This window comes from Nocardia sp. NPDC003963 (genome assembly GCF_053605105.1).
This window is the reverse complement of the sequence record NZ_JBSGIP010000007.1, coordinates 1-15,513: the sequence shown is the minus strand read 5'-3', so window position 1 is coordinate 15,513 and position 15,513 is coordinate 1. Positions and strand designations below refer to the sequence as shown.

Below are 15,513 nucleotides of genomic sequence, written 5' to 3'. Positions count from 1 at the left end.
GTTCCCTGATCGAGCGATGGGTGACTAAGGAGTGGACGCAGTGGAGAACGTGATACGGCTGCTGATCGTATTCGGGGGCACGCTGGTAGTGACGATCGCGATCGGCTGGGCCATCGACCGCGGTCTCCGCTACTGGTCGGCCCGGCACCCGAAGACCACCATTCCGAGCCTGCTGCGCCGCATCCAGCTGCCACTGCAGCTGTTCCTCGGGTTCGCGGCCCTCCGTATCACCTACCCGCTGGCCGACCTGGAACTCCGGCAGGATGTGGTCATCCTCAGCGTGCTGGCGACCATGGTCACCATGTCGGCGGTCTGGCTGGTCGTCCGGATCGCCGACGCCGTCGCCGACGGCCTGCTCAACAGCTATTCCCGCCGCGCCCGCGACCCCCGCCGGGTGCGTCAGCTGAACACCCAGTTCACCCTGATCCGCCGGATCACGACCGCGATCCTGGCCGTCGCGACCGCGGCGATCGCCATGCTGATCCTGTTCCCGGGGCTGCGCGTGCTGGGCACCTCGCTGCTCGCCTCGGCCGGCATCATCGGCATCATCGCCGGTGTGGCGGCCCAGTCCACCCTGAGCAATCTCATGGCCGGTCTGCAGATCGCCTTCGGCGATTCGGTGAAAATCGGTGACACGGTCGTCGTCGAGGGGGAGATGGGGACGGTCGAGGAGATCTCCCTGTCCTTCCTCACTGTCCGTATCTGGGACGATCGTCGGCTGACCATGCCGGTGTCGTACTTCAACAGCAAGCCCTACGAGAACTGGTCGCGCGGCGGTCCGCAGCTCACCGGCACCGTATTCCTCTACCTGGACCACAGCACTCCGGTGTCGGCGCTGCGCGAACATCTCTACGCCTATCTGAGCGAGCACCCCGATTGGGACGGCCGCAGCTGGAACCTGCTGGTCACCGACAGCACCCCCACCGGAATCGAGGTCCGGGCATCGATGACCGGACGTGATTCGGACGCGGTGTGGTCATTGCGCTGTGCTGTGCGTGAAGAGCTGATCAACTGGCTGAACAGCCAGCACCCGGGTGCGTTGCCGCGCCTGGCCGCGCTGGACGGCCTCGAGAAGGCCCCGGTCCGGTAGGCCTTTCGCGGATAGGCCGCCGGGTGTTCCGGGGCCGGTTGATATCGATGCCGTGTCGGTCCGGGTGGGACGAGCACGAATAGGTGTGTGATAGCTCACAATTGAGGGGCGGCCGAGCCGGTTGGGTCGGCCGGACCAGCACCCTCGAAGGAGCGTTGATCACGATGCCTGCTCCCGCCGGTTACCCGGTCCGAGTCCGCGGCGATCTGGACCCCGCGCTGTCGCGCTGGATGTGGATCGTGAAATGGCTGCTCGCCATTCCGCACTACATTGTTCTGTTCTTCCTGCACATCGGTTACGCGGTGGTCACCGTGATCGCGTTCTTCGCGATCCTGTTCACCGGCAAGTACCCCCGCGGCCTTTTCGACTACAGCGTCGGTGTCATCCGGTGGACCTGGCGCGTGGGCTACTACGCGTGGTCTCCGGCCGGTACCGACAGGTATCCGCCGTTCTCCCTGTCGTCCGATGACGATTATCCGGCGGATCTGGCCGTCGATTACCCGCCGACCCTGCATCGCGGCCTGGTGCTGGTGAAATGGTGGCTGCTCGCGATACCGCACTATCTGATCATCGGCGGTATGACCGGTGCCGCCTGGCTGGTCGATTTCGACGACGCGGACAGTACTGCCAGTGCGGCGGGTATCCCGCTGATCGGTGTCCTCACCTTCGTCGCGCTGGTCGGCCTGCTCTTCGCCGCGCGGTATTCACAGGGCTTGTTCGACTTCGTGATGGGAGTCAACCGGTGGATGCTGCGGGTGCAGACCTACACCTCGCTGCTGCATGACGAGTACCCGCCGTTCCGGTTGGATCAGGGTGCCCGGGACGAAGCCGCGCCGGCGGTCGATACGAGTAAACCGGAGGTCTGAGACCGTATCGCCGGAACAAGAGAGCCCGAGGACCGATGGTCCTCGGGCTCTTCGGGGTGAGTGACGGGACTCGAACCCGCGACAGCCAGGATCACAACCTGGTGCTCTACCAACTGAACTACACTCACCATCACCGGTTCGCACCGGCGGCCTAGATAGTAGCGCGTCCACCCCTCCGCAAGCCAATCGGTTATCGGTGTGCCGCTGGCCACGAACTACGCCGGATCGTCCCCGTCCAGCGTAGAGGCGCCGCCGGAACCTGCGCTGACCTCGGCGGCGATCGCCGAGATCTCCGCTGTCGAAGGTCCGGGTGCGGGCACGAACGCGGTGCGCCGGTAGTACTCCAGCTCCCGGATCGATTCCTTGATATCGGCGAGGGCGCGGTGGGCCAGACCCTTCTCGGGCTGGCCGAAATAGATACGCGGATACCAGCGGCGGCACAGTTCTTTGATCGAGCTGACATCGATCATCCGATAGTGCAGGTGCGCGTCCAGCTCCGGCATGTCCCGGGCGATGAAACCACGGTCGGTGGCGATGGAATTACCGGCCAGCGGCACCACACGGGCGGTCGGGGCGTACTGCTTCACATAATCGAGCACCTGCTGCTCTGCCTCGGCGAGCGTGACCGTGGACTGCCGCACCTCCTCGGTGAGGCCGGATCGCGCGTGCATATCGGCGACCACCTCGGGCATCGCGGCGAGCGCCGCGTCGTCGGCGTGGATGACGATATCCACCCCATCGCCGAGGACGTTCAGATCGCTGTCCGTCACCAGGGCGGCCACCTCGATCAGCTTGTCGGTGACCAGGTCGAGCCCGGTCATCTCGCAATCCATCCACACCACTAATTTGTCCGACACTCGCACCACCCTAATCAGCCGCGCTACCTGTCCGGCGCAATCGCCGTCCCCGCCGTGTGGAAAGGTGACCCGAACAGGCGGTATCAGCCGCCGAGCTTCTTGTAGAACGCGCCCGCGATCGGCGCCGTCACCGCCCGGGGGCCGTAGTTGCCCGCGGTGCTCATACCCTTGCCGATCAGTCCCGGTACCACGCGCATCTTGTTCCGGGCGAGCGCGTCGATCGAGATCCGGGCTGTGTACTCGGAGGACACCCACAGGAAGTCCGGGACCATCCGGTCGACCAGGGAGGCATCGGCCGGGTCGGGCGTTTCGGTGCGTACGGGTCCAGGGGCGAGCAAGGTGATATGCACGCCGGACCCTTTCAGCTCACCGCGCAGCGATTCGGCGAACGTATTGGCGAACGCTTTGCTCGCCGCGTAGGTGGCGTTGTTCGGTATGGGCATGTTCCCGGCGGCGGATCCGCTGACCAGGATGCCCCCGGCACGCCGCGCCAGCATCGCCGGAAGGACGGCCAGGGTCAGATCGTGGACGGCTACGGCGTTCAGCTCCAGCTGATCGCGTTCATAGGCCGGATCCAGGCCGGAGATGGGGCCGAACGTCGCGATACCCGCGTTGTTGCAGAGGACGGAGATATCGCGTCCGGCCAGCTCTTCGGTGAGCGGTGCCCGTTGTTCCCGGTCCGCGAGGTCGACGGCACGGACCTCGGCGGTGATGCCGTGCTCGCGGGTCAGCCGGCCGGCCAGTTCGTCGAGGATCTCGCCCCGGCGGGCGACGAGGATGAGTGAATGACCCCGCCGGGCCAGTTCGGCGGCCAGTGCGGTTCCGATTCCGGACGATGCTCCGGTGACCACGGCGCGACTGTCGGCGGTAGGCGAAGGCAAACCCATTCCCGACACCCTAGATGGCGCCACCGCCCCCGGCCCGTCCAACCGGAGCGATTGCCGAGGTGGGCCGAGGTTCGGGGTGGTGGGTGTTGTGGGTGGAGAGGTCGCTGCGGATGCGCACGGCCGGAACGGATGTGGAGGTACGCCGCACCGGGATTATGTGTTTGGGGCTCGTCCCAGGGGGTACACCCACTCCGACTGGCCCGAACAGCTCAGTCGGGTGGGTGGAGCGCCCCCGGCAGGAATCGAACCTGCGACCTAGGGATTAGAAGGCCCTTGCTCTATCCAACTGAGCTACGGAGGCAGTGGTTCCACCATGGCGGACAACGGCCGCGCTGTCCAGCTGAAAAGTGTAGCGATCGACCTGATCGTTTGTTTTGGCCTGCCCGGAAACAGCCCCGCCGGGCCGGACAGCGCCCACCGAACTACTCTCGAACTTATGTCGTCAGCCCAGGCCCCCGCCGCCGAACCCGATACCGAGGCCGGTCGGCCCGGCGGTTCGGCAGTCGTTCCGGCCGTGCTGACCGTACTCGCCGCAGCGCTCGCGGCGGTGGTGTCGATGCTGGTGGTGGGCCTGTCGGCTGCTCAGGCGCTGAGCTTGCTGGGTATCCCGGACCCCGGCGCGCTGACCACCTACGGGCTGCCCGCGATCCGGGCGCTGTCCGATCTGTTCGCGGCGTTCACCGTCGGGTCCCTGCTGTTCGCGGCTTTCCTGACGCCCCCGCAGCGCGGCGGGCTCCTCGATGTCGGTGGCTATCGGGCGGTGCGCCGGGCGTCGGGGCTGGCGGTGGCGTGGGCGGTATGCGCCGCGCTGCTCGTACCGCTGACCGTGTCCGACAACACCGGCCGGCCGGTTACCGCGATCCTCGCTCCACAGGACCTGTGGGGTGTCGCCGACGAGATCGAACTGGCCGGCACCTGGCGGCTGACCGCTATCGCGGCGCTGGTCCTGGCGATCGCGTGCCGGCTCGTGCTGCGCTGGGGTTGGACGCCGGTGTTGTTCGCCGGTTCGGTCGCGGTGCTGATGCCGCTGGCGCTGACCGGGCATTCCGCGTCCGGCGGTGCCCACGATGTGGCCACCAACAGCCTGATCCTGCATCTGATAGCGGCGGCGGTCTGGGTCGGCGGGCTCGTGGCATTGCTCGTGCACGCGTTGCGCGACGGTACTCATACCGCCCTCGCTGCCCGGCGGTTCTCCGTGGTGGCCTTGGTGTCGTTCGTGGTACTCGCGGTCAGCGGCGTGGCCAACTCCTGGGTACGGGTACCGCTGGACGAGCTGTTCACCAGCACCTACGGCCGGCTCGTGCTGGCCAAGGCCGGCGCGTTGGTGGTGCTCGGGGTATTCGGCTGGTTCCAGCGCCGTGCGGCGCTTCCGGCACTGGCCGCCGATCCGGACGATCGACGGGCGCTGGCCCGGTTCGCGAGTGTGGAGCTGCTGGTCTTCGCCGCGACCATGGGCCTGGCCGCCGGTCTCGGCCGTACCCCGCCACCGGCCCCGACCAGCGTGCCCACCCCGATGGAGGTGGAGCTCGGCTACAACCTGGACGGGCCGCCCACCGTGGCGCGACTGCTCTTCGACTGGCGATTCGATCTGATATTCGGCACGCTCGCCATCGTGCTGGCGGTGCTGTACCTGCTGGGCGTCCGGCGGCTGCGGGCACGTGGTGACGTCTGGCCGATCGGCCGGACCGCCGCGTGGCTGCTCGGTTGCGCGGTCCTGCTGTTCACGACCTCGTCGGGTGTCGGCCGGTACGCGCCCGCCATGTTCAGCGTGCATATGGGCGCGCATATGGCGCTGTCGATGCTCGTACCGATCCTGCTGGCCCTGGGGGGTGTGGTGACCCTCGCCCTCCGCGCCCTGCCACCGGCCGGCCGCGACGGTGCTCCGGGCCCACGGGAATGGATCCTCGCGGCCGTGCACAACCCGGTCTCTCGCTTCCTCACCCATCCGATCGTGGCCTCGGTGCTCTTCGTGGCCGGTTTCTATGCCCTGTACCTGGGTGGGATCTTCGACACCTACGCCGATTCCCATACCGCGCATCTGCTGATGAACCTGCACTTCCTGCTCAGCGGATACCTCTTCTACTGGGTGGTGATCGGGATCGATCCGAAACCGCGCCGGGTGGAGCCGCTCACCAGACTGGCCATGGTGTTCGGATCGCTGCCGTTCCACGCGTTCTTCGGTGTCGTGCTCATGGGGACGAGTACGGTGCTCGCCGGTTGGTTCTATCGCAGTCTCGACCTGGGCTGGCATATCGATCTGCTGGACGATCAGCGGACCGGCGGGAGCCTGGCGTGGGCGACCGGTGAGATCCCCCTGGTCGTGGTGATGCTGGCGTTGCTGATCCAGTGGTCACGTAGTGACGCGCGGCTGGCTCGCCGTACCGACCGCGCCGCGGAACGCGACGACAACGCGGAACTCGCCGCGCACAACGCCATGTTCGCCGAATTGGCCAAGCGAGATCGGGCAAGTAGGTAGATGACCGAGCAGAAAATCCCGCTGACACCTGTGCAACCGCTCCGGCGTATCTACCGCTCGGATGTGCGGGCGGCGCGGCGGCGCCTGACCGGCCGTATTCGCAAGACTCCGGTCTTCCATACCGCGGTACCGGGGCCCTCGGGGCCCGTTCCGGTCACTCTGAAGCTCGAGTATCTGCAGCACGGCGGCACGTTCAAGGTGCGGGGCAGTTACAACGCGCTGCTGTCGGAACGCGTATGTCCCGAACATATCGTGATCGCCTCGGGCGGGAACGCGGGAATCGCGGCGGCGCTGGCCGCGGCCGGGATGGGCAAGACCTGCACAGTGGTCGTCCCGGAATCGGCACCGCATACGAAGGTCGCCGCCATGTGGTCGCACGGTGCCGAGGTGCGCTGGCACGGGACCACGTATGCCGAAGCCTACGATCACGCCTGCGAGATCACCGCCGAACGAGGCGCACTGCAACTGCACGCCTACGATCTGCCGGCCGTCGTGGCCGGCGCCGGCGTGATCGAACTCGAGATCGAGGAGCAGGTGCGCGGGCGGCCGCCGATCCTCGTCGCCGTCGGAGGCGGCGGACTGATCGGTGGGATCGCGGCGGCCGGCGGACGGCGCCGCGAGATCGTGGGCGTCGAGCCCGAGGGGATTCCGACCCTGAACTCCGCGCTGGCCGCCGGGAAGCCGGTGGATGTGGAGGTTTCCAGCATCACGGCGGACGCGCTGGGCGCATCGCGGATCGGTGAGATCGCCCTCGACGTGGCCCGGCGCTACGGCGTGCGGTCCACGTTGGTGACCGATGATGTGATCACCGACGCCCGGGACTATCTGTGGCGCGAGTTCCGGATCGTCGTGGAACTGTCGGGCGCGGTGGCGCTGGCGGCGATTCTGAGCGGAGCCTACGTACCGCGCGAGGGGGAGCGGCCGGTGGTGGTGCTGTGTGGGGCGAATACCGAACTGCCGGTGCTCTGACGAGCCGATCCGCCCGGTGGCCCAGGGTGCCCTCGCGGGCAACTCCCCGGCGGACGGTCGGCCGGGTCGCGGCAGATACCACGTCTGTGCGGCGGATCGACTCGCCGGAGCGGTGACCGGATCCGGCGGGGCCGGACAGTTTCGGGGACCTGCCTGCGCTGTCACCTCGGCAACCCGGAATCCGGAGTATCGGTCGGCGGCGGTTTCCCGCCGGTGAACCGGAGGAAGATCACACCGTAGCCGTATCGCCCGCTCCTGCGGGCGGGGGGCCGGGTGCCTAAAATCGTGCGGGTGCGGCAATCTCTCGCGACAGTGTTCGTCGGTCGCGACGCCGAGGTTGCGGCCCTGGTCTCGTGCGGGCGTACCGCGATGGCGGGAGCTGGGGCCGTGGTGCTGGTGGAAGGTGAAGCCGGAATCGGCAAGACGATGCTGCTCGGGGTGGCGGCGCAACGGTTCTCACAGCTCGGCCTGCAGGTGCGCACCAGTTCGGCAAGCGAACTCCAGCAGGATGTGCCATTCGCGGCGACGGTGGGATGGCTCGCCGGAGAGGTACCGCCGGGCACCGGGCCCGATCCGATCCGGATGCTGCTCGACGGTGCGGATCAGGCCGGAGACGCCGCGGCCACACACGAATTCGCCCTCGCCGAACTACTGCTCGAACAGGTCGCCGCCTGGTGTGCCGACCAGCCGGTCGCACTGCTGCTCGACGACGTCCACTGGGCGGATCGCTCCAGTCTGGCCGTGCTGCACCGGTTGTCCGCGCTCGCCGATCGGTTGCCCCTGGTGCTGGTACTCGCGGCCCGTCCGTTCCCCCCGGACCCGGCCTTCGCGGCCACGTTGTCCACTCGCGCGGCTTCCACCATCCGGCTCGGCGCACTGCCCGACGCGGCGACGGCGACCATGGTCCGGGAGATGGTGGGCTCGGCACCACCGGCGGCGCTGCTGCGCCAGATCGCCGGCGCGTCCGGTCATCCACTGCACATCACGGAACTGGTCGCCACCTCGCTGCTCGACCCGGCCGGTGCGAGCGCCGGTGCCACCGCCCGGCCGGCGGGCTCACTGTCGGAAGCGATCTGGCGTCGCGTCGAATCGCTTTCGCGTCCGACACGTGATCTGCTGCCCATGGCCGCCGCGCTCGGACCGAAGGTCGATGTCGCGGAACTGGCGGCTGTCCTGGACGGTCACCTCATGGAAGTCTGGAGCGCCGTCAGCGAGGCGACCGACGCCGGACTGCTCGCTATGGTCGATTCCGAACTCGCCTTCCGGCACGATCTCATCCGGCATGTCCTGGCGGACCGCTTACCGGCCTCGCTGCGTTCGGATCTGTTGCGCCGCGCCGGGCTGGTCCTGCAGACGACGGGCGCACCGATCGAACGCGTTGCCTACTATCTGACGATCGGGGGGCGGGACCTCGACCCGGCGAGCCTGCAATGGCTGCTCTCGGTTTCCGACGCGCTGATCGTGCGCGCCCCGGAACTGGCGATGCGGTTGCTGACCCGGATAGTCGATACCGGCGGGCTCGATACGGCGACCCGCGCGGCTCTGATCCGGATGCGGACCCGCGCACTGCTGTGGAACGGCAAAGCCGAACAGGCCGAGGCCACGCTGCGGGTCGCGTTGCGGCACCGGCCCGAGCACGCCGACGATCCGGGCTTGCGCTGGCTGCTCGCCCATGTATGCCACGCTCAGGGAAGGTTGGCCGAGGCCGTCGAAGTCGTCGAGACCGCGCTGCGCACTTTGGATCTCGGCGACACCGACGCGGCCCGCCTCTTGGGGCTGTGCGCGCTGGACAACTTCTTCCTGGAACGGTTCACCGCGGCCGAACAGGCAGGTCGTCGTGCGGTGGACCTGGGTCGCCGATCGGACAACGCACTGGCGACCGGATACGGGCTGATGGCGCTCGGTGCGGTGCGATACACCCAGGGATTTCTCGATGAAGCGCTGGAGATCAGTACCGAATCGCTGGCGGTCCTGCAGGACGGGGCCGGATCGGACCAGATCGATCCCTATGTGCTCTACGCGCACTGTCTCATCGAACTCGACCGGCCGGCCGACGCCCGGGCGGCACTGGAAACCGCCATCGGCCACAATCGCCGGACGCGCGGGGTCTATCTGGCGCCCAATCTCCTGGCCGAAGCGCGGCTGTTGCTACTGAGCGGCCGCTGGGACGAGGCGATCGAAGTCTGCCGAGCCTGTGCGGAGGTGCCCGATGTGCTCGGTTACGCGCCGGTCGCCGACAGTGTCGTGGCGCTGATCGGGCTCCACCGCGGCGCGCCGCCGCCCGGCGGCACACTCGACCCCGACGATCGCCTGGGGACCGCGGGCTACGGGTACATGCACCCGTGGGTCACAGCCCTCGTACACGAGACTCGCGGGAACCCGGTACCGGCATTGCGGCTGTTGCTCGCGACCTATGCGGACCTGGCCGGCGGTATGAGTTCCTCGACCCTGCACTACATACTTCCCGATATCGCCCGGCTGGCCTTCGACGCCGGTGACGAGGAGGCCCTGCGCGCGGCGCGGGCGGCGGCGGAGGAACTGGTGTCGAAGCAGTGGACCGCGTCCCGGTCCGGCATCGCGCAGTTGTGTCGCGGGCTGGCGGAGCAGGACCCGGACGCGATCTTCGCCGCCGCGCACGAGTTCGCGCGCTGTGGCTGGCCGCTCTACGAGGCGCAGGCCTATGAGGATGTCGCGGTCGTACTCGCCGCGGGTGATCGTGGTGCCGCCGCGCGGGACGCGCTGGAGACCGCGGTAGGGCTGTACACCCGGCTGGGCGCGTCGTGGGATACCGCCCGAGCGGTGGCCCGGGTCCGCCGCTACGGAATCCGCCGGGGCGTGCGCGGGCCGCGCAACCGTCCGAAAACGGGCTGGGCGTCGCTGACCGAGACCGAGCGCGCGGTGGCCGCCCAGGTGGCCGACGGCTGTTCGAACGCCGATATCGCGGCTCAGATGTTCCTGTCGCGCCGAACCGTCCAATCACACGTGTCCAGCATTCTCGCCAAACTCGGCGTGCGCTCCCGGCGGGAGATCGCCGCGGTCAGACCCGCGGTGACCGGGTGAATCCGGTAGGAGCTCTTTCCACAGGTGCGCCGTCGCGCCGGAGTTGTCCACAGATTCGATGCGCTCCCGGCGCGCCGCCGCCCGGCGGATGACGATGGACACGTGCGGCGGAACTGCCGGGCGAACGGAGGGGTGGACATGTACGAAGCAGTGGCGACCGTGGTCGGTACCGTGGTGACCGAGCCCGTGAAACGCGATCTGCCCAGTGGCGAGAAGATGGTGAGTTTCCGGTTGGCGAGTACCGCGCGGCGGCTGGATCGTGAAACCGGTGAATGGGTGGACAATGGCATGCTGTTCCTCACCGTCAGCTGCTGGCGGCGGCTCGTGACGGGCGTGGAAGCATCGATCCACCGGGGCGATCCGGTGATCGTGCAGGGGCAACTCCGCTCCAACGAGTACCGCACCCGGGACGGGGCGCAACGACGCGATCTGGAGATGCGGGCGCATACCCTGGGGCCGGACCTCACCCGCTGCACCGCTCGGGTGGAGCGCCGGCGGGCCGGGGAACCGGTCACGACCGGGAATATATCCGCCGGTCCGGACGCTACGTCTGCCGAAACCGGGGTGGCGGGGGAACAGGACGATCCGATGGTGGAGCGGTCGGCGCACGGCGATATGCCCGTGAACGCCGACGTGTGAAACCGCACCGATGTTTGACGGATAGGGTGATCGCTATGGCTGAGTTCATCTACCAAATGAAGAAGGTTCGCAAGGCGCACGGCGACAAGGTCGTGCTCGACGATGTCACCTTGAACTTCCTTCCCGGCGCCAAGATCGGCGTTGTCGGTCCGAACGGCGCCGGTAAATCCAGCGTCTTGAAGATCATGGCCGGATTGGACCAGCCGAACAACGGCGAGGCCTTTCTCGCGCCGGGCGCCAGCGTGGGGATCCTGCAGCAGGAACCGCCGCTGAACGAGGAGAAGACCGTTCGCGGCAATGTCGAGGAGGGCCTCGGCGAGATCAAGGTCGCCCTCGACCGGTTCAACGAGATCGCCGAACTCATGGCCACCGACTACTCCGACGAGCTCATGGACGAAATGGGCAAACTGCAGGAGGAGCTCGACCACGCCGATGCCTGGGATCTGGACTCCCAGCTCGAACAGGCGATGGACGCGCTGCGTTGCCCGCCGCCGGACGAACCGGTGACCAACCTGTCCGGTGGCGAGCGCCGCCGGGTGGCCCTGTGCAAACTGCTGCTGAGCAAACCCGATCTGCTCCTGCTCGACGAGCCCACCAACCATCTCGATGCCGAGAGTGTGCTCTGGCTCGAACAGTTCCTCGCGCAGTATCCGGGGGCCGTCCTGGCGGTCACCCACGACCGGTACTTCCTCGACAACGTGGCCGGCTGGATCCTCGAGCTCGACCGCGGCCGGGCCATCGGCTACGAGGGCAACTACTCCACCTATCTGGAGAAGAAGGCGGAACGCCTCGCGGTTCAGGGCAAGAAGGACCAGAAACTGCAGAAGCGACTCAAGGACGAACTGGCCTGGGTGCGCTCGGGTGCCAAGGCGCGCCAGGCGAAGAACAAGGCGCGTCTGGGCCGCTACGAGGAGATGGCCGCCGAGGCCGAGAAGATGCGGAAGTTGGACTTCGAAGAGATCCAGATCCCCGCCGGCCCGCGATTGGGCAGCGTCGTGGTCGAGGTCGAGCACCTGGACAAGGGTTTCGGCGACCGCCAGTTGATCAAGGATCTGTCGTTCACCCTGCCGCGTAACGGCATCGTCGGTGTGATCGGCCCGAACGGTGTCGGTAAGACCACCCTCTTCAAGACCATCGTGGGCCTGGAGGAACCGGACAGCGGCACGGTGAAGGTCGGCGATACCGTCAAACTGAGCTATGTCGACCAGTCCCGGGCCGGTATCGATCCGAGCAAGACGGTATGGCAGGTGGTTTCGGACGGGCTCGATTACATCGAGGTCGGCCAGCAGGAGATGCCCTCTCGCGCCTACGTGAGTGCCTTCGGGTTCAAGGGCCCGGATCAGCAGAAGCCGGCCGGGGTGCTCTCCGGTGGTGAGCGCAACCGGTTGAATCTGGCGCTCACTCTGAAGCAGGGCGGCAACCTGATCCTGCTCGACGAGCCCACCAACGATCTCGATGTGGAAACCCTCGGGTCACTGGAGAACGCATTGGAGCAGTTCCCGGGCTGTGCGGTGGTCATTTCCCATGACAGGTGGTTCCTGGACCGCACCTGTACGCATATCCTCGCTTGGGAAGGTGACGCCGACAACGAGGCCGCATGGTTCTGGTTCGAGGGCAACTTCGAAGCCTACGAGGCCAACAAGATCGAACGCCTCGGTCCGGAAGCCGCACGGCCGCATCGAGTGACACATCGCAAGCTGACCCGCGGGTAACGCCGCGGGGCTTTTCCCGCTGCCCGGGTTCGGGTCTACCCTCGGGATCGGTGTCGGTGTGTCCGAGAAAAACCGCATTCAAGGGAGTGGGAAATGACGGTCTCGTCCGAATTGTCCAGCGAGGCATGGGCTGCCGAGCTGCCGGACACGCTACGCGCCGATCTCGGCAATCTGGAGAACGGATATTTCCGGCACGTCGAGACCGACGACACCGATTGTGAGATCACCGCACCCACACTGACCTTCCGGGCTCATTTGACCCTGGCCCTGACCCGCGAACCGGGTCAGGGCCTCGTCCGCGTCCACCATCCGGACGACGGCTCGGGTGTGGGTGCGGCGGTACAACTCGTCACCGACGATATGCCGATGCTGGTCGATTCGGTGACCGCGCTCTTCGGCCGGATGGGCGCCACCATCAGCGAAGTCATCCACCCCATCTTCTCGGTCGAACGGGATTCCGGCGGTACTCTCACCGCGGCCCGCCTGCACGAGGCCGGCCTGCGCCGCGACGGTAACGCCGAGGGCCGCGAATCCTGGATCCATCTCCAACTGCACCCGGCGACCAGCGCCCGGCTGCTCGACGAGATCGCCGCCGCTGTACCGGACGTCATCAAGGATGTGCGACAGGTGAGCAGTGATACCGGGGCAATCCACACCATCCTCGACGAGGTGGCGACCCGGCTCGAACGAGCGGGTGATTCCGCGGTCGCGGCGGATGCCGATATCGAACCGGCCGACTGCGCGCGGTTGCTGCGCTGGCTGGCCGACGATAATTTCACGATGCTGGGTTACGCCCGCTATCGTCGCGAACCGGATGCGGAAGTGCCCGTGCCCGTGCCGGATTCCGAGCTGGGAGTGCTGCATCCGGGGACGGCGACCGGATTCCAGGTGCCGGTCACGACCGGTGCCCGGCCACTGCTGCGGATGACCCAGGGGCTCATCCCGGTCACCATGCAGCGCGCGGTGTACCCGTACTACATCGGCGTCGCCGATCTGGACAGCTCGGGCGAGGTCCGCGGCGAGCATCTGTTCGTCGGCGTCTTCACCGTCACCGCGCTGCACGAGAACGTGCTCGATATCCCGGTGGTGGGACAGCGGGTTCGGGCCGCCATCAAGGGCAGCGGCTTCGACCTGGACTCGTTCTCGGGTCAGGCCATGCTCGAAGTGATGCAGGGATTTCCGCGTACGGAGCTGTTCTCCTCCGATGCCACGACGCTGCGCCGCACGGCCACGGCGGTGCTCAATGTCGGGCTGCGCCGGCAGGTCCGGTTGTTCCTCCGGGTCGACCCGTACGGCCGGTTCGTCGCGGCCATGGTGTATCTGCCGCGGGACCGCTACACCACCGCCGTCCGTCTGGAGATGCAGGACATCCTGGTCCGTGAACTCGGTGGTGCTTCGATCGACTATTCGGCCCGGGTGAGCGAAAGCGAACTCGCGAGCGTGTATTTCACGATCCGGATGCCGGACGCGGATACCACCGAGGTGCGGGTGTCCTCGGCCGAGGAGATCTCCGAATCCGAACGGGTGCGGATCCAGAATCTGCTCGCGGAGGCGAGCCGCACCTGGGACGATCACCTCAACGACGCGGTGAACGCCTCGACCGTGCTCGATCCGCAGGTCGTCCGGCGCTATTGCGAAGCGTTTCCCGAGGGGTACAAACAGGATTTCAGCGCGCGGCGCGCACTCGCCGATATCGATCGTCTGGAGCGGTTGCGGCCGGGCAGTATCGATCAGCACCTGTACCGGGTGGCCGGTGCCCCCGCGGGATATTGGCGCTTCACCCTGTACATCGGAGGTTCCGGGATCTCGCTCAGCCAGGTGCTGCCGGTGCTGCAGAGCCTGGGTGTCGAGGTGCTCGACGAGCGGCCGTACCGGATCCGGCGCGAACGCGACGGTGGCGCGGCGGCCGAGGAACGCTGGATCTACGATTTCGGCCTGCTGGCGAGCAACGAACTGCTGCGCGGCGCGCTCGATCAGGATCTCGACGCCGAACTGCTCGAAGTGGCGCCGGATACCCTAGCGACACCGAAGATCGGGGCCGTGGCCGCCGAGCGGGTGCGCGATCGTTTCACCGCGGCGTTCGACGCACTCTGGTACGGCCGGGCCGAGGCCGACGGCCTGAACGAATTGGTGCTGCGGGCCGGACTGTCCTGGCGCGCGGTCGCCGTATTGCGGACCTACGCGAAGTACCTGCAGCAGGCGGGCTTCCCGTACAGCCAGGTCAACATCGGACGGGTCCTGCACACCTATCCCGATACGGCGAAACTGTTCGCGCAACTCTTCACCGCCCGATTCGATCCGGACAGTCATTCCACCGAGCAGGCGGGCGAACTCGAAGAGCGGTTGCGTGAACGTATCGACCAGGTGGTGAGCCTGGACGCGGACCGGATCCTGCGGGCCGTACTCGGGTTGATCCGCGCGACCCTGCGTACCAACTACTACGTCACCGATTCCGACGGCGCGCCGCGCGACTTCATCTCGGTGAAGGTGGAACCGCAGGAGATCGCCGAACTGCCGCAGCCGCGGCCGAAGTACGAGATCTTCGTGTATTCGCCGCGGGTGGAGGGTGTGCATCTGCGGTTCGGTGCGGTGGCGCGTGGTGGTTTGCGGTGGTCGGATCGGTTGGAGGATTTCCGAACCGAGATCCTGGGTCTGGTGAAGGCGCAGGCGGTGAAGAACGCGGTGATCGTGCCGGTGGGTGCGAAGGGTGGTTTCGTGGTGAAACGCCCGCCCGCCGTATCCGGTGATCCCGCCGCCGACCGGCAGGCCCTCATGTCGGAAGGTATCGAGTGCTACCGCACTTTCATCTCCGGTCTGCTGGATATCACCGATAATGTCGATCTCGCCGGCGGGCAGGTGCTGCCGCCGGAGCGGGTGGTGCGCCGGGACGGTGATGATACGTATCTGGTGGTGGCGGCGGATAAGGGGACGGCGACGTTCTCGGATATCGCGAATGA

The 15,513-nt window shown here is 67.2% G+C and carries 10 protein-coding genes and 2 tRNA genes; 8 read left to right on the top strand and 4 right to left on the bottom strand.

Annotated elements, in window-relative coordinates; translation table 11 throughout:
- Nucleotides 1–40: 40 nt before the first annotated feature.
- Nucleotides 41–1,090 carry a mechanosensitive ion channel family protein gene (locus ACWEWT_RS15760; RefSeq protein ID WP_452559517.1) on the top strand — a complete coding sequence of 350 codons (1,050 nt, stop codon included), beginning with the start codon at nucleotides 41–43 and terminating at the stop codon, nucleotides 1,088–1,090.
- A gap of 164 nt (nucleotides 1,091–1,254) precedes the next feature.
- A complete protein-coding gene (locus ACWEWT_RS15755; RefSeq protein ID WP_452559515.1) occupies nucleotides 1,255–1,956 on the top strand; it encodes a DUF4389 domain-containing protein in 702 nt (233 codons plus the stop codon).
- Between the two features lie 55 nt (nucleotides 1,957–2,011).
- Here ACWEWT_RS15755 and ACWEWT_RS15750 read toward each other — a convergent pair.
- The 4 genes from ACWEWT_RS15750 to ACWEWT_RS15735 form a co-directional block, all read right to left on the bottom strand.
- Nucleotides 2,012–2,084, bottom strand: a tRNA-His gene (locus tag ACWEWT_RS15750).
- An 87-nt stretch (nucleotides 2,085–2,171) separates the two neighbouring features.
- Nucleotides 2,172–2,813 (bottom strand): oligoribonuclease, encoded by a 642-nt coding sequence (gene orn / locus ACWEWT_RS15745; RefSeq protein ID WP_452559513.1) that lies wholly within the window; start codon nucleotides 2,811–2,813, stop codon nucleotides 2,172–2,174.
- An 83-nt stretch (nucleotides 2,814–2,896) separates the two neighbouring features.
- The gene (gene cmrA, locus ACWEWT_RS15740; protein WP_452559511.1) at nucleotides 2,897–3,700 is read right to left on the bottom strand and encodes a mycolate reductase; all 804 of its coding nucleotides are present in this window, start codon (nucleotides 3,698–3,700) and stop codon (nucleotides 2,897–2,899) included.
- A 227-nt stretch (nucleotides 3,701–3,927) separates the two neighbouring features.
- A tRNA-Arg gene (locus tag ACWEWT_RS15735) sits at nucleotides 3,928–4,001 on the bottom strand.
- Nucleotides 4,002–4,136: 135 nt separating this feature from the next.
- On the opposite strand from ACWEWT_RS15735, the gene ACWEWT_RS15730 reads away from it, so the two are divergent.
- The 6 genes from ACWEWT_RS15730 to ACWEWT_RS15705 form a co-directional block, all read left to right on the top strand.
- The gene (locus ACWEWT_RS15730) at nucleotides 4,137–6,176 is read left to right on the top strand and encodes a cytochrome c oxidase assembly protein (RefSeq protein WP_452559510.1); all 2,040 of its coding nucleotides are present in this window, start codon (nucleotides 4,137–4,139) and stop codon (nucleotides 6,174–6,176) included.
- Complete coding sequence (locus tag ACWEWT_RS15725; protein ID WP_452559508.1) at nucleotides 6,177–7,145, top strand: threonine/serine dehydratase; 969 nt, start codon at nucleotides 6,177–6,179, stop codon at nucleotides 7,143–7,145.
- Nucleotides 7,146–7,436: 291 nt separating this feature from the next.
- Nucleotides 7,437–10,205, top strand: coding sequence for an ATP-binding protein (locus ACWEWT_RS15720; protein ID WP_452559506.1), 2,769 nt, complete (start codon nucleotides 7,437–7,439; stop codon nucleotides 10,203–10,205).
- A 138-nt stretch (nucleotides 10,206–10,343) separates the two neighbouring features.
- Nucleotides 10,344–10,844, top strand: coding sequence for a single-stranded DNA-binding protein (locus tag ACWEWT_RS15715; RefSeq protein WP_452559504.1), 501 nt, complete (start codon nucleotides 10,344–10,346; stop codon nucleotides 10,842–10,844).
- Nucleotides 10,845–10,879: 35 nt separating this feature from the next.
- Nucleotides 10,880–12,556, top strand: coding sequence for an energy-dependent translational throttle protein EttA (gene ettA, locus ACWEWT_RS15710; protein WP_452559502.1), 1,677 nt, complete (start codon nucleotides 10,880–10,882; stop codon nucleotides 12,554–12,556).
- A 93-nt stretch (nucleotides 12,557–12,649) separates the two neighbouring features.
- Nucleotides 12,650–15,513, top strand: a 2,864-nt coding sequence (locus tag ACWEWT_RS15705; RefSeq protein ID WP_452559500.1) for an NAD-glutamate dehydrogenase domain-containing protein, incomplete at its 3' end; no start/stop codon positions are given.

What these genes read in the sequence shown, in the direction of transcription:
- cmrA (WP_452559511.1), bottom strand. Translation starts at nt 3,700, where the DNA reads ATGGGTTTGCCTTCGCCTACCGCCGACAGTCGCGCCGTGGTCACCGGA.
- ACWEWT_RS15755 (WP_452559515.1), top strand. Translation starts at nt 1,255, where the DNA reads ATGCCTGCTCCCGCCGGTTACCCGGTCCGAGTCCGCGGCGATCTGGAC.
- ettA (WP_452559502.1), top strand. Translation starts at nt 10,880, where the DNA reads ATGGCTGAGTTCATCTACCAAATGAAGAAGGTTCGCAAGGCGCACGGC.
- ACWEWT_RS15730 (WP_452559510.1), top strand. Translation starts at nt 4,137, where the DNA reads ATGTCGTCAGCCCAGGCCCCCGCCGCCGAACCCGATACCGAGGCCGGT.
- ACWEWT_RS15715 (WP_452559504.1), top strand. Translation starts at nt 10,344, where the DNA reads ATGTACGAAGCAGTGGCGACCGTGGTCGGTACCGTGGTGACCGAGCCC.
- ACWEWT_RS15725 (WP_452559508.1), top strand. Translation starts at nt 6,177, where the DNA reads ATGACCGAGCAGAAAATCCCGCTGACACCTGTGCAACCGCTCCGGCGT.